This is a genomic window from Streptomyces sp. MP131-18, from assembly GCF_001984575.1.
Taxonomy (GTDB): domain Bacteria; phylum Actinomycetota; class Actinomycetes; order Streptomycetales; family Streptomycetaceae; genus Streptomyces; species Streptomyces johnsoniae.
Window position 1 is genome coordinate 5,707,194 of record NZ_LZNS01000001.1, and the last position, 13,534, is coordinate 5,720,727.

The 13,534-nt window shown below is 74.8% G+C and carries 12 protein-coding genes; 6 read left to right on the plus strand and 6 right to left on the minus strand.

Annotation, left to right across the window (positions count from 1 at the left end; translation table 11 throughout):
- Nucleotides 1-26 precede the first annotated feature (26 nt).
- The gene (locus STBA_RS25740) at nucleotides 27-857 is read right to left on the minus strand and encodes a DUF3097 domain-containing protein (protein WP_077061493.1); all 831 of its coding nucleotides are present in this window, start codon (nucleotides 855-857) and stop codon (nucleotides 27-29) included.
- 22 nt (nucleotides 858-879) lie between these two features.
- Entirely contained in the window at nucleotides 880-1,590 is a 711-nt protein-coding gene (locus tag STBA_RS25745) for an MBL fold metallo-hydrolase (RefSeq protein ID WP_077061494.1), read from the minus strand.
- Between the two features lie 201 nt (nucleotides 1,591-1,791).
- Here STBA_RS25745 and hrcA point away from each other — a divergent pair, with 201 nt between their 5' ends.
- From hrcA to STBA_RS25775, 6 genes are all read left to right on the plus strand, one after another.
- On the plus strand, nucleotides 1,792-2,808 hold the full coding sequence (gene hrcA / locus STBA_RS25750) for a heat-inducible transcriptional repressor HrcA (protein ID WP_077061495.1): 1,017 nt from the start codon (nucleotides 1,792-1,794) through the stop codon (nucleotides 2,806-2,808).
- A complete protein-coding gene (dnaJ, locus tag STBA_RS25755) occupies nucleotides 2,809-3,942 on the plus strand; it encodes a molecular chaperone DnaJ (protein WP_077061496.1) in 1,134 nt (377 codons plus the stop codon).
- A 61-nt stretch (nucleotides 3,943-4,003) separates the two neighbouring features.
- On the plus strand, nucleotides 4,004-4,750 hold the full coding sequence (locus STBA_RS25760) for a 16S rRNA (uracil(1498)-N(3))-methyltransferase (RefSeq protein ID WP_077061497.1): 747 nt from the start codon (nucleotides 4,004-4,006) through the stop codon (nucleotides 4,748-4,750).
- Nucleotides 4,751-4,871: 121 nt separating this feature from the next.
- Nucleotides 4,872-6,170, plus strand: a complete 1,299-nt coding sequence (locus tag STBA_RS25765; protein ID WP_077061498.1) for a hypothetical protein — start codon at nucleotides 4,872-4,874, stop codon at nucleotides 6,168-6,170.
- Complete coding sequence (locus STBA_RS25770) at nucleotides 6,167-6,676, plus strand: hypothetical protein (protein ID WP_077061499.1); 510 nt, start codon at nucleotides 6,167-6,169, stop codon at nucleotides 6,674-6,676. The genes STBA_RS25765 and STBA_RS25770 overlap by 4 nt, the downstream gene beginning before the upstream one ends.
- An 8-nt stretch (nucleotides 6,677-6,684) precedes the next feature.
- Nucleotides 6,685-8,739, plus strand: a complete 2,055-nt coding sequence (locus tag STBA_RS25775; RefSeq protein ID WP_143659576.1) for a hypothetical protein — start codon at nucleotides 6,685-6,687, stop codon at nucleotides 8,737-8,739.
- 16 nt (nucleotides 8,740-8,755) lie between these two features.
- Here STBA_RS25775 and STBA_RS25780 read toward each other — a convergent pair whose 3' ends face one another.
- From STBA_RS25780 to STBA_RS38420, 4 genes are all read right to left on the minus strand, one after another.
- Nucleotides 8,756-10,117, minus strand: coding sequence for a serine/threonine-protein kinase (locus tag STBA_RS25780; protein ID WP_077061501.1), 1,362 nt, complete (start codon nucleotides 10,115-10,117; stop codon nucleotides 8,756-8,758).
- 28 nt (nucleotides 10,118-10,145) lie between these two features.
- The gene (locus STBA_RS25785; RefSeq protein ID WP_079252170.1) at nucleotides 10,146-11,015 is read right to left on the minus strand and encodes a protein phosphatase 2C domain-containing protein; all 870 of its coding nucleotides are present in this window, start codon (nucleotides 11,013-11,015) and stop codon (nucleotides 10,146-10,148) included.
- 174 nt (nucleotides 11,016-11,189) lie between these two features.
- Nucleotides 11,190-11,858: a tellurium resistance protein gene (locus tag STBA_RS25790; protein ID WP_079252171.1), complete on the minus strand. Its 669-nt coding sequence runs from the start codon at nucleotides 11,856-11,858 to the stop codon at nucleotides 11,190-11,192.
- Between the two features lie 47 nt (nucleotides 11,859-11,905).
- Complete coding sequence (locus STBA_RS38420; RefSeq protein ID WP_077061502.1) at nucleotides 11,906-13,411, minus strand: hypothetical protein; 1,506 nt, start codon at nucleotides 13,409-13,411, stop codon at nucleotides 11,906-11,908.
- Between the last annotated feature and the right edge of the window lie 123 nt (nucleotides 13,412-13,534).

Consider the following 13,534-nt stretch of genomic DNA (forward strand, 5'->3'; position numbering starts at 1 on the left):
CATTGTCCCCCGTCCCGCGGGCCCGCCTACGCCGGTCCGCCGGGTCCGCCGACGGTCACGTGGTCGATCAGGTGCTCGACGGGGCCGAGCAGTGCGGGGTCGAGGTCGCGGAAGCTGTGCACGCGGCCGAGGATGCGCTGCCAGGCCGCGCCGGTGTGCTCGGGCCAGCCGAGCGCGCGGCACACGCCGGTCTTCCAGTCCTGCCCGCGCGGCACGTCCGGCCAGGCCGGGATGCCCACGGCGGCGGGCTTGACCGCCGCCCAGATGTCGATGAACGGGTGCCCGACGACCAGCACGTGCGGGTCGTCGATCCCGGCGGCGATCCTGGACTCCTTGGAGCCCGGCACCAGATGGTCCACCAGGACCCCGAGCCTGGCCCCGGGGGTGGGGCCGAAGGCCCGGACGACCTCGGGAAGGTCGTCGATGCCCGCGAGGTACTCCACGACGACGCCCTCGATCCGCAGGTCGTCGCCCCACACCTTCTCGACCAGCTCCGCGTCGTGGCGCCCCTCCACATAGATGCGCCCGGCGCGCGCCACCCGGGCGCGGGCGCCCGGCACGGCGAGTGAGCCGGAGGCGGTGCGGGCCGGCCCGTCGGCGGCGGCCCGCGGACGCGGCCTGACCAGGGTCACCGGGTCCCCCTCGAAGAGGAACGCGGCCGGAGCGAGCGGAAAGTCCCGGTGGGTGCCGAAACGGTCCTCCAGCGTCACGGCCGTCTTGTCGCAGCGGATCACCGCACCGCAGAAGCCGGTGGTGACCTCCTCGACGACGAGCCCGGGGTCGGCCGCCAGCTCGGGAACGGGCTTGCGCCGCTTCCACGGCGGCGTCAGATCGGGGCCGTACTGTCTGCTGCGCATGGGCCCATTCGACCACGTCGCCTCATGCGGGCACACCGAACCTGCGGGCCAGCACGGCCCGCTGCGCCCGCACGAACTCCGCGTCCACCACGGCCCCGTGGCCCGGCACGTAGCGCGCGTTCCGGCCGCCGAGGGCGAGCAGCCGGTCCAGGGCCGCGGGCCAGCGTTCCGGTCGTGCGTCGGGTCCGGCCTGCGGCTCGCCCGACTCCTCGACCAGGTCGCCGCAGAACACCACGGGCACCGGGCCCGGAACGACCACCACCACGTCATGCCCCGAGTGCGCGGGCCCCAGGTCGGCGAGCACCGCCGTCCTGCCGCCGAGGCCGACGGCCGTCTCGCCGCGCACCTCGTGCCACGGGCGCCGCAGCGCCGCGGCGTCCGCCTCCGCGGCCTCGCGCGCGATGCCGTACCGCACGGCGGCGGCCGCGACTTCCGCCCGCCCGCCGCGGTCCAGGTGGGCGGGCAGCCCGGCCGCGCCGTGCGTGGCGATCCCGGGCAGGCCCGCGAGACCGAGCACGTGGTCGAAGTGCGGGTGAGTGATCACCACGCGGGTGACGGGCGCCCCCAGCAGCCCGGCCGCCTCCCCGGCCAGGGCGGCACCCGCGGCGGCCGAGGGCCCGGCGTCCACCAGCAGGACGCCGTCCGCCCCGGCCACGGCCCCGACCGTCTCGTCCCAGCCGGCCAGCCGGCACCTGATCACACCGGGTGCGAGCCGTTCCCACGTGTATTCCATGCCACGACGTTAGGCCCTGTCCTGGCCGCGTCCTGGCCGCGCGGACGGGCATGAACGGCCGGGGTGGTGGGCACCTTCTGCCCGCTGCTCGTTCCCTGGCCGTGCTACCCGGCCGTACACTGGAACAGGGCTTGGCACTCCTCGCAGATGAGTGCCAGGGCGGCCGACCAGCGACGGACAGCCGGACGGGAGGTGTGCGACATGCTCAGTGAGCGCAGGCTGGAAGTGTTGCGCGCCATCGTCCAGGACTACGTGGGTACCGAGGAGCCGGTCGGTTCCAAGGCGCTGACCGAGCGGCACAATCTGCACGTCTCCCCGGCGACCGTGCGCAACGACATGGCCGCGCTGGAGGAGGAGGGGTACATCGCCCAGCCCCACACCAGCGCGGGGCGAGTGCCGACGGACAAGGGGTACCGGCTGTTCGTCGACAAGCTCGCCGACGTCAAGCCGCTCTCGACCGCCGAGCGCCGCGCCATTCAGAACTTTTTGGCCAACGCGGTGGACCTGGACGACGTCGTCGGCCGCACGGTCCGGCTGCTCGCGCAGCTGACCCGGCAGGTCGCCGTCGTGCAGTACCCCTCGCTCAGCCGCTCGACGGTGCGCCACGTCGAGCTGCTCTCGCTCGCTCCGGCCCGCCTGATGCTGGTGCTGATCACGGACACCGGACGGGTCGAGCAGCGCGTCGTCGACTGCCCCGCACCCTTCGGCGAGACCTCGCTCGCCGATCTGCGCGCCCGGCTGAACAGCAGGATCGTCGGCGAGCGCTTCTCCGAGGTGCCGCGCCTGGTCGCGGATCTGCCGGATTCCTTCGACCAGGAAGAGCGCGGCACGGTCTCGACGGTGCTGTCCTCTTTGCTGGAGACTCTGGTGGAGGAGACCGAGGAGCGGCTGATGATCGGTGGCACCGCCAATCTGACCCGCTTCGGGCAGGACTTCCCGCTCACCATCCGGCCGGTGCTGGAGGCACTGGAGGAGCAGGTGGTGCTCCTGAAGCTGCTGGGGGAGGCGAAGGACTCGGGCGTGACCGTGCGCATCGGCCATGAGAACGCTCACGAGGGCCTGACGTCCACCTCGGTGGTCTCGGTCGGTTACGGTTCAGGAGACGAGGCGGTCGCCAAGCTCGGCGTGGTCGGACCGACCCGCATGGACTACCCCGGAACGATGGGAGCAGTGCGCGCAGTGGCACGTTACGTCGGACAGATCCTCGCGGAGAACTAGGTGGCGGCGGACTACTACGCGATCCTTGGCGTGCAGCGCGATGCCTCGCAGGACGAGATCAAGAAGGCCTTTCGCAGGCTGGCTCGCGAGCTGCACCCGGACGTGAACCCGGACCCGAAGACCCAGGAGCGGTTCAAGGAGATCAACACCGCGTACGAGGTGCTCTCCGATCCGCAGAAGAAACAGATGTACGACCTCGGCGGCGACCCGATGGGCGGCGCCTCGGCCGGGGCGGGTGCCGGTTTCGGCGCCGGCTTCGGCAATTTCTCGGACATCATGGACGCCTTCTTCGGCACCGCGTCCCAGCGCGGCCCGAAGTCGCGCACCCGGCGCGGGCAGGACGCCATGATCCGCCTGGAGATCGATCTCAACGAGGCGGCGTTCGGCACCACCAAGGAGATCCAGGTCGACACCGCCACCGTCTGCACCTCGTGCAGCGGCGAGGGCGCGGCCCCCGGTACCTCCGCGCAGACCTGCGACATGTGCCGCGGGCGCGGCGAGGTCTCGCAGGTCACGCGGTCGTTCCTGGGGCAGGTCATGACCTCGCGGCCCTGCCCGCAGTGCCAGGGCTTCGGCACCGTCGTGCCGACCCCGTGCCCGGAGTGCGCGGGCGACGGCCGGGTCCGCAGCCGCCGCACGCTGACCGTGAAGATCCCGGCCGGCGTGGACAACGGCACCCGCATCCAGCTCGCGGGCGAGGGCGAGGTCGGCCCCGGCGGCGGCCCCGCCGGCGACCTCTACGTGGAGATCCGCGAGAAGCCGCACCCGACCTTCCAGCGCCGCGGCGACGACCTGCACTGCACGGTCACCGTCCCCATGACGGCCGCCGCGCTCGGCACCAAGGTGCCGCTGGAGACGCTGGACGGCATGGAGGAGGTGGACATCAGGCCCGGCACGCAGTCGGGGCAGTCCATCCCGCTGCACGGCCGCGGCGTGTCCCACCTGCGCAGCAACGGCCGGGGCGACCTCATCGTGCACGTCGAGGTGCAGACCCCGGGCAAGCTGGACCCGGAGCAGGAGGAGCTGCTGCGCAGGCTGGCGAAGCTGCGCGGTGAGGAGCGTCCCCTCGGGCAGTTCCAGCCGGGGCAGCAGGGCCTGTTCTCGCGGCTGAAGGACGCGTTCAACGGCCGTTAGCGGCCGGGGCGGCAGGCGGCAGGATTCGCAGCAACGGAACGGACGGCAGGAGTCGAACGGCATGGCGACGGCGCCCGTCTTCGTGCACGACGGCCTCACGGGCAGGGGCCCGGGGCCGCTGACCCTGGCGGGCCCCGAGGGCAGGCACGCCGTGTCGGTGCGGCGCCTGCGGGTCGGCGAGGCCGTGGTCCTCACCGACGGCGAGGGCACCGGCGCCTCCGGAACGGTGGCTGCGGTGGACGGCCGGGACCGGCTCACGATCGACGTGACCGAGGTCAGCCGGGAGGAGTCGCCGCGCCCGTGGCTCACCGTGGTGCAGGCCCTGGCCAAGGGCGACCGCGGCGAGCTGGCGGTGGCCGCCATGACCGAGACGGGCGTGGACGCCATCGTCCCCTGGTCGGCGGCCCGGTGCGTCACCCAGTGGCACGGCGAACGAGGGGCCAGGTCGCTGGAGAAGTGGCGCGCCACCGCCCGCGAGGCGGGCAAGCAGGCGCGCCGCGTGTGGTTCCCGCGGGTCCCCGGGCCGATGACGACGCGTCAGGTGGCCGAAGGCCCGGTCGCCGAGGCCACGTTCGTGGCCGTTCTGCACGAGTCGGCCGACCAGCCGCTTGCGACGGCGCCGCTGCCGGAGCAGGGCGACATCGTGCTGATCGTCGGCCCCGAAGGTGGTGTCACACCCGAGGAGCTGGACGCGTTCGCCGCCGCCGGGGCCCGCGCCTACCGCCTGGGGCCGACCGTGCTGCGCACCTCGACCGCGGGCACGGCCGCCGCCGCCCTCCTGATGGGCCGCACCGGCCGCTGGGCCTGAGCGACCGGACGGGCCCCGACCGCAACCGGTCAACAGCGGTCCGGCGTCCTGTGATTGGGGACCGGTCCCAGCCGCGGTGGGGTAGGGTCCTGCGTACTTCGGCCCAGGGGGGAACGCGACAGTGCAGCACGCGCCGCTGACGGACACGACGGAGCTGGCCAGGGAACTCAGGCTTCTTTCCGACGAGGAGCTGCTCGCGCTCAGACGAGCCGAGCTCCGCGGGCTCGCGGACGACTTGGAGCACGACCGCAATCTGGCCGAGTGGGCCGAGATCGACCTGCTCCAGGCGTTCGCCCGCCAGGAGAGCATGGCCCCGGCCGCGCCGGCCCCGGCCCGCCGCGGCGCCCTCGGCACCCTGCGCCACCTGCTGAGCCCCGCGTTCCGGCAGGGCCTGAAGGGGCGGCCCGCCGGGCAGCTGCTGCGCGACGCGGTGGCGGCCGTGCGGCGGCGCCGCGTCCGCGACGACCTGCTGGAAGCCGCGCTCGGCATCCTCGTGTTCGTGCCGCTGCTGATCACCTGGTACGGCCTGCGGGAGGCGGGGCGCGCCTACGACGAGCTGGCCGGCGAGGACCCGGAGGAGGCGACCCGGCCGTTCCTCCAGCTGTGGCAGTCCGGCTTCGACGGGCGGGTCTCCACGCTCGGCGAGTTCGACAATGTCGCGCTGATGGCGGTGCTGCTGATCTCCCTGCTCGTGCTGCTCGCGATCTGGCACGCCCGCGTCAGGAGCCGCACCGAGCGGGAGTGGGACGCGCAGCAGACCGAGCGGGAACGGCTCATGGGCCGCCTCACCTCGGTGCTCACCCGCACCCAGCTGGCCCTGTCCGGGCAACGCCTGTCCACGCCACGGCAGTTCACCGGCGAGCTGTCCAAGGCCGCCGGACGGCTCGGCACCCTGGTGCGCCGCGCCACCGACGGGCAGCAGGCGCTCGCCACGGCCACCACGGCCGCGCACGACGCCACCACGGAACTGCGCGCCGCCGCACAGCGCATCGTCGACGCGGCCACGCCGCTCGGCGCCGCCACCGTCCGCCTCGAAGCGGCCGTGCAGTCCGGGCAGGCCGAGACCACCCGCGTCAGCTCGGCCAACGCCGCCGAGGTCCGCGACGTCGGCGAGCGCATCACCAGGATGGGGCAGCAGATCGAGGCCGCCCTGACCGAACTCACCACCGTGCAGCGGGAGCTGACCGCCACCACCCAGGCCGCGGCGCAGGCGTCCCACGAGGCCGCGGAGGCCGTCACGCACAGCGCCGCCCGCACCGACGACGCGGTGCTCGGCATGCGCGAGGCCGCGGAACGGTGGGACGTGGCGGCGGCGCACTGGCAGGACGCCGCGGCCCGCGTCGACACCGGAGTCCGTGAACTGACCGGCCGGCCGCCCGGGTTCGGTGGTGTGCCGAGCCAGCAGGGCGCGGGCCGGTGACCGCCGTCCGCCCCGGGCGCCCTCGGCGGCCGCGGCGCCGCATCGGCCTCGTGGCGCTCGCGGGCTGGCTGTTTGCCGACCTGCTGCTGGTGCTGGCGCTGGTGTCGATGAGCGGCCAGGAGGACCCGCTCGCGGCACCCGAGCCGACGCCGACCGGGCCCGCCGAGCCGACGGACGAGCCCACCGAGCCGCCCGAGGAGCCCGACATCCCGCGCGGGGTGGAGCAGGAGCCCGTCATGTTCGACGTCGAGGGCCGGGACACGGGGTGGCTGCGGGAGCAGATCGCGGCGGCGACCGAGGAGTGGGCCGGCCAGGAGGCCGCGTTCGTGCTGACCTTCGGCGGCACGCTGAACGGCACCGGCTACGCCCGCCTCGTCAACGATCAGCTGCACGAGGCCCGCCCCGACATGTTTGCCGAGGAGATCACCGCGGAGGACTTCCTCCAGGTCAACGAGCCCGCCAACACCGCGCGGCTCTGGGTCTACTTCTACACCTCGCCGAGGTGACCGCCGCCGTGGACACCGCAACCGCCGGGGCCTGGCGCCCCGGCCGCCGGGCCGACGCGGACGGGCCGCCGCCGCCCTGGCTGCCGCTGTTCCCGGCCGTGCCCCGGTACGGGGAGCTGTGCCGCCACCTCGCCGACGGCGGTTTCCGGCACGCCGCCGACACCCTGCTGCCGCCCGGCGGCGGCTCCGCCTACCGGCCGAAGGGACTGGCGGGCGACGACACGGCCGGGCCCGGCCTCCGCGTCCTCGACGGGCTGTGGCTGCCCCCGGAACGCGGCCACGACCTGCGCCGCGCCGACGCCGCCGAGTGCCGCCGCGCCGCGGAGCGGTGGGAGGCGTCGGGCGACCCGCGCGCGGGCGCCGCCCGGCACGTCCTCGACCGGCTCGCCGAGGCGGCGGACGACGACCCCATGGCGCTGCGGCGCCTCGTGCTGTACCAGCTGGCCTGCCTGCTGACCGACGGCGGGCCCACCGAGGACGCGGCCGTCGCACTGGGTGTCGACCCCGCCGAGGCCGCCGTCCTCGCCGCCGCCGTCGCGGCCGGATTCCCCGCCGCGGGCCGGATGCGGAAGGCGGCGGAAGATCTGGACGACGCCTGGCGCGCGCACCGCCTGCACCGGGCGCGGCAGCTCGCGCAGGAGCTTCCGCCGGACGCGGCCGACCCCGGTCTTGCCCGGCTGCGCGCCGATATCGAGGCCCGGCTCGCCGACGTGGCACGGGAGTTGACGGACGCCGGCCGGCACGGCGAGGCGGGCCTGCACCGGGCCGCCGCCACCGCCTGCCTGCGCGCCGTGCGGCTCGCCGTGGACGACGAGGGGGCGCGCGCCGCGCTGCTCGCCGCCGCGGTGGCGGGCGGCGACAGCGGTGCGACGTCCCGCGTGGCCGCCGCCGTCGAGTCAGGCACGGCCCGGCTGACGTGGCCGGCGCCCGGCCGTTCCGTCCGCTTCCAGGTGCTGCGCTGGGCCGAGACGGAAGGCCCCGGCACGGCCGTCGAGGTCGCCGCCTCCGCCGCGGGCGGCGCCGGGCACGAGGCTTGGGACGCCGACCCGCCGACCGGGCGGACGCTGCGTTACGCCGTCGTGCCCTGGCAGGACGGCCGCATCGCGGGCACGGCCCGCGCCACCGCGCCGCTGCGCGTGACGCCCGACGTCACGGGCGCGCGGGCCGAGGTGGTGCCCGACGGGCTGCGGCTGCGGTGGCGGGCGCATCCGGCGGCGGCCGAGGTGTGCGTGGTGCGGACCGCGGGGCCGGGCACGGACGCCGGAACGCCGGTGCCCTGCGGTCCCGACGGGCTGACCGACCGGCCGCTGCCGCCCGGCCCTCACAGCTACCTGCTGCGGTGCGCCTACCCGGGCGAGGACGGCGAGACGGTGTGGTCGGCCGGGGAACGGGTCACCGGAGTCGCCGAGGAGTGGCCCGCGCCGGTGCCGGGCGACATCGCGCTCGCCGCCGCGGCCGACGGCCGGGTCACCTTGGGCTGGCAGGCCCCGGAGCGGGGCGAGTCCCGCCTCGTGCAGTGGCGGGAGCGCATGCCCGAGCCCGGCGACGACGTGTCCGCGGCGCTGCCTGGCCTGTCCGCGCTCCAGGGCGAGGGGCGGGAACGCACCGTCACCGTGCTGCCGCCGCCGCGCGCCGCGCTGCGGCTGACCGCTGTCAGCGTGCTGGGCCCGCGGGCCGTGGCCGGGCCCTCGGTGCTGCTGGAGACCCTGGGCGCGGTGCGGGACCTGTCGGCGAGGAGGCGGGGGCCGGGCAGCGCGGAGATCGCGTTCACCTGGCCGGAGCCCGCCGTGCTCGTCCTGGTGACGTGGGAGGGCGGCGGGCGGCGCGAGGAGCGGCGCGTGCCCCGCAGCCTGCACCGTGCCGGGCCGGTCCAACTGCCCGTCGGCCGCGCCGCGTACACGATCACGGCCGTGCCCCTGGCCCGCCCGGACGCCACGCACGCCACCAGCGAACCCGCGGTGACCCGCCTGCCCGCGCTGCCGTTCCCGCGGCTCGCGCTGTACTACGCCCGCGAGACCGTGGGCAGGACCGTCAGCCAGGCGAGCCGGCTGGTCCGCCGGTAGCGGGCGCCCGGCGCGTTCACCGTTCCCGTACGACCGCCTCGGCGCCGTCGCCCAGTTCGAGGAGCAGACCCGGGCGCAGCGCCGCGGTGCGGCCCGGCGGGACCTCCAGCTGGCTGCCGTCCGCGCGCCGCACCCGCCACGACCAGGTGGAGCGGTTCGTCAGTCCGAACCGGCCCGGCGTCGTCGGGTGCGGGGTGACCTCGCCGATGGGCGTGCCGAAGTCGTGCCGCTCGGGGTCCTCGTGCAGGTGGTGCGGGTACAGCTCGGCGCCGCGGTTCAGCCGGATGTGGCGCTGGGGACGCCGTTTGCCCTTGCCCGCGGTCAGCTCAAGGCGCATCGGCAGATCCACCGGGCGGCGGCACTTCCAGCATGCGGGCGCGGCGCCGTCCGGCTGGGTCATGTTCTCCTTGCCGCAGGTCGCGCACGGCACGATCGCGTCGCGCACGGCGCTCAGCGCGTCGCGCCACTCCGACTCGCGCGCCCGCTCCCCTGGCCTCGTCAGGCCCTCGGTGAACGTCTTGATGAACAGGTCGCGCAGCACCTGCGGAAGAACGCCCCAGGTCGCGATGACGGTGTCCTGCTCGCCCGGGACGGGCCGGTTGGCGGTGCGCACCGGGTCGTAGACGAACACCGGCTCGGTGCCGTACAGCTTCCGCTGCGCCTTCTCGTCCAGGCAGTGAATCCGCAGTTCGAGGGCGCCGTCGAAGGGGTGATGATTCATCAGCAGGTAGAACAGCAGCACCGCCAGCGAGTGCAGGTCCGTCTGGATGCCCGGCTTGACGCCCTGGTCGCGGCGGACGAGCTCGGGCGCCATGAAGTTCATGGTGCCCTCGATGCCGGCGGACTCGCCTTCGACGACCGCGTTGTCGTTGTCGCACACCAGGACATCGCCGTTGTCCGGGTCGAAGAAGACGTTCCCCCAGCTGATGTCGCGGTAGGCGATGCCCTGTTCGTGCAGGGTCTTGTACGCCTCGACCGTGTTGAGGGCCGTGGTGATCAGCGAACGCGGCGTCGCCGCGGCCACCGCCTTGTCGCGGCGCAGCAGCGCCGGCAGATCGTGGAAACGCTCGGGGCGCAGGTCCATCACGTAGCCGAAGCTCTCGCGCGAGGGGTCGGCGACGATCGTGCGCGGCCACAGGAAGCGGTCGTCGCCCCAGGCCCGGTCCACCAGCGCCTCCAGAATGCGCCACCGGTGGACGTCCGCGAGCTGCGGGAAGTACCACTTCAGGGCCGCGGGCCCGCCCGGGGTGTCGACCTCGTACACCTCGCCCTGCCCACCGAAGCCCAGCAGGCTCTTGACGGTGACCTGCTCGTCCCGTTCCGTCGTCAGCCGGGTCCCCGCATCCAGCATGCCGCCGGTGCCCTGCGTACTGCTCATCCGGTGTTCCCCCTCGTCACTCAGGTCGTCACTCAGGTCGTTCTGTCGTGCGTTCCAGGGGGACGGGAATGGCACCCACCAAGGTGGTGTCGTCCCCCGAATGTGTCGCCGCATGGCCGAGCCAGCCGGCGAGTTTGTCCTGCACCTGCGCGCGCCCCTCCGACTCGACGCGGTCGCGCACGCCACGCGCGAATCCGAGGAACCCGTCGTGGTCCTCGAAGCTCTTCGACAGGCCGTCGGTCGACAGCAGCACGGCCGGCGGCGGGCCCTTGCCGGTCAGCGGCCGCCAGTGCATGCGGGCGCGCAGCCACGCCTCCGGCTGGCACAGCGACTCCGTCTCGTCGCCGAGATCCTGGCCCGCGTACAGCGGGGCCTCGGGCGGCCCCTCGTTCCACACCAGCGTGATGTCGCCGTCCCCGAGCTGCCAGCACACCAGCAGTTCGCGGGTGAGGACCACGCCGAGCAGGGTGCTGCCGTAGGCGTCGAACGCGGGGGCCTCGCCCGCCCGGCCGTGCGCGGGCGAGCTGGCCTCGTGCCGGGCGACGCGCAGCCGCCAGCCGTGCACGAGACGCCGCGGCAGGTCCCGCGCCATCTCCCGCCGCACCGGCCACCCGGGCGGCTCCTCCCCGGACAGGGCACCGGCCACGAAGCGGCGGGCGCAGGCGGCGAACTCCTCGGCGGCCCAGCGGGCGCCGAGGTCGCTGCGGAAGTGGGCGGCGGCCCCGTGCCCGTCCGCGACGGTGAGGACCGCGGCGCGCCCGCCCGCGGCGAGAAACGCCAGGTGACTGTCCTGGCTGTACTCCTTGCCCCGCCCCGTCACGTCCTGCCCGAGCAGCCGGAAGGCGGCATGCGCGGACCCGGCGAGGTGCGGCCCGGCAGCCGCGTGGGCGTCGCTCACTGTGTCTCCTCGTTCGCTTCTCCGCCCACGCGGCGTAGTGCGTGGTGGGTGACGAGGTGCGGCTCGGTGGCCGCGTGGGCGTCGCTCACTGTGTCTCCTCGTTCGCTTCTCCGCCCACGCGGCGTAGTGCGTGGTGGGTGACGAGGTGCGGCTCGGTGGCCGCGTGGGCGTCGCTCACCAGACGTCGTCGTCGCTCGCGCCGGCCGTGATGGTGGGCGTGCGGTCCATCGGCGTGGCCAGCTGCTTGTCGCCCTCGACGGCCGGGGTGGAGGCGGTGGCCACGGCGACGGTGGAGGCCCAGCGGATCGCGGCGACCAGCTGCTTGGGGTTCTTCACGCGCAGCGGCTCCTGCTCCGGGTTGGCCAGGAACTCCTTGAGCATCTCGCGGTCCGCGTCCTCGCCGATGCCGATGGCGACGCGTACCGCGCGCTTGCCCCAAGGGGTGGCGTCGATGTCGCGCAGCCCGGAGCGCCAGTCGTCGGTGGGCAGTCCGTCCGAGACCAGCGCGAGCACCGGGCGCAGCGCGCGGCCCGGCATCGGCGGCGTCTTCAGCGCCTCCGAGGTCAGGCGCAGCGCGGCGCCGAGGTCGGTGGTGCTGTGGGCGTAGACGTCCTCCCACGTGAAGTCCTGGATGGCGGTGGGTGCGGCCAGGTGCCAGGAGGCGCCGGAGCTGAACGTGACGGCCCGGACGAGAAGTTCGGCGCCGGGGTTGTCGTCGGCGGCCTTGCGCATCTCGGGGATGGCCTCGCGGATGGCGTAGTTGAGCTGTGTGATCTTGCCATTGATCCCCATGGAGCCCGAGCAGTCGAGCAGCCAGATGAAGTGGAGGGGACGGCTGGCCATGGGGCCACCGGGGATGTCGCTCACGGGATACCTCTCCGAAGGGACGGTCAGGTCCGGTCAGTTGGCGGAATGTGGGGCGGCCGGCGCACCGGAGGCGGCGGCTGCGGGGGTGGCGGCTGCGCGGGCGGCGCCCGGAAGGGCGGCGGCTGCCGGGGCGGCGGGGGCGGGGGTGCCGTCCGCGGCGGCGGGGGCGGGGGCAGCGCGGTGCTCTCCTCGTACTGGCGCAGCTGGCGCCGCGCCCAGATCAGCACTTCGGGCCGCACCATGGAGTCGCTGCGGTTCAGCTCGCGGCGCAGGTGCTGCTCGGCGTCGGCGGCCCCGGGGCCGCCCGCGTTCAGCTCCTGCCCCCGCACCAGCAGCCGGGCTGTTTCGCGCCCGCTGGAGGTGAACGGGTAGGCGTCCTCGTGACGCAGCAGTTCGCGGGCCAGCTCGCAGCGCTTGTCGTTGACGGTGCCGCCGCGGGTGATCCAGTTCAGCAGGCGCAGGTGGATGCCGGTGCTGACGAGCAGCGGGAGCGGGCAGGTCCTGGCCAGTTCGAGGGCGCCGGCCAGGTCGGGGTCCGACTTGTCCCAGACCAGCTCGTAGATGAGCCTGAGGGTCTTCTCGTTCAGCTCCTCGCTCTCGCCGAGCCGGCCGCGCAGCATCCGGAACAGGCCCACGCCGTGCAGGTGGTGCGGGCCGCCGCGCAGGTTTTTCGCCGACTCGCGCAGCCGTTCCTGAACGGCGGCGGGCGCCGCGGGCGGCAGCGGCGGCGGGGGGCCTGACGCGCCGGGCAGCCGCGGCAGCCAGTCCCGGACGGCCTGGGTCACCCACGGGTCGACGCGTGGCGGGCTGCCCTCGCCGCCGAGTCCGTCGTGCACGCGGTAGCGGTGCCGCAGGACGTCGGGGTCCTTGCGGTCGAACGCGGCGTCGGGGCCGATGCCGATGATCTGCTGCGGGGCGTCGAGCGGGCAGGCGGTGCCGGTGGTGAACGTCAGCGCCCTGGCCTGCCCCGCGGTGCCGTACCGGTCGAGGAACCAGGTGGCGAGCCCGATCCACCGGGCCACGGTGGCCTGTTCCTCCTCGGCGAGCACGAGCTGACGGCCGGCGGGGGAGGTGAACAGGGCGCGCACATCGCTGAGGAACGGGACCAGGCGGTCGGACCGCGCCCTGGCGAAGTCGGCCAGCTCCTCGGCGGTCAGCTCGGTGCCCGGCTCCGGCTCCGGCGCCGGAGCGGCGTCCGGCTCGTGCGGGCGGTCCCACAGCGGGGAGCGCCACAGGTCGACGGGCAGGATGTCGCCGAGGGCGCGCTCCGGCCCGTGCGGCAGGTACAGCGCGTCGACGGTGCCGTCGGCGGCACCGCGGCACAGGAGGAGGCTGCCGCCGCCCGGCAGCCCGGCGTGGGCCAGGCAGCCGCCGCCGCGCACGGGCGGGGCGGGCGCCGCGGCGGCGACCAGGGGCGGCAGGTGCTCGGGCAGGCGGCCGGTGCCGTCCGCGGCGGCCGTGACCCGTTCGGTGACCTCATCGGTGCTCAGGGTGAACCGCAGCCTGCGGATGACGTGCCCGCTCTGCATCTGCCGTCCCCCTCGGAATGCCGTTGCCCCGTCGTGCCCCGTTCGGCACGGTCCGGATGTCGGCATGGACGTTCCGTCGCCCGGGGTTGGTTGGAGGATATCCGGCCAGACCCGTGACCGGTC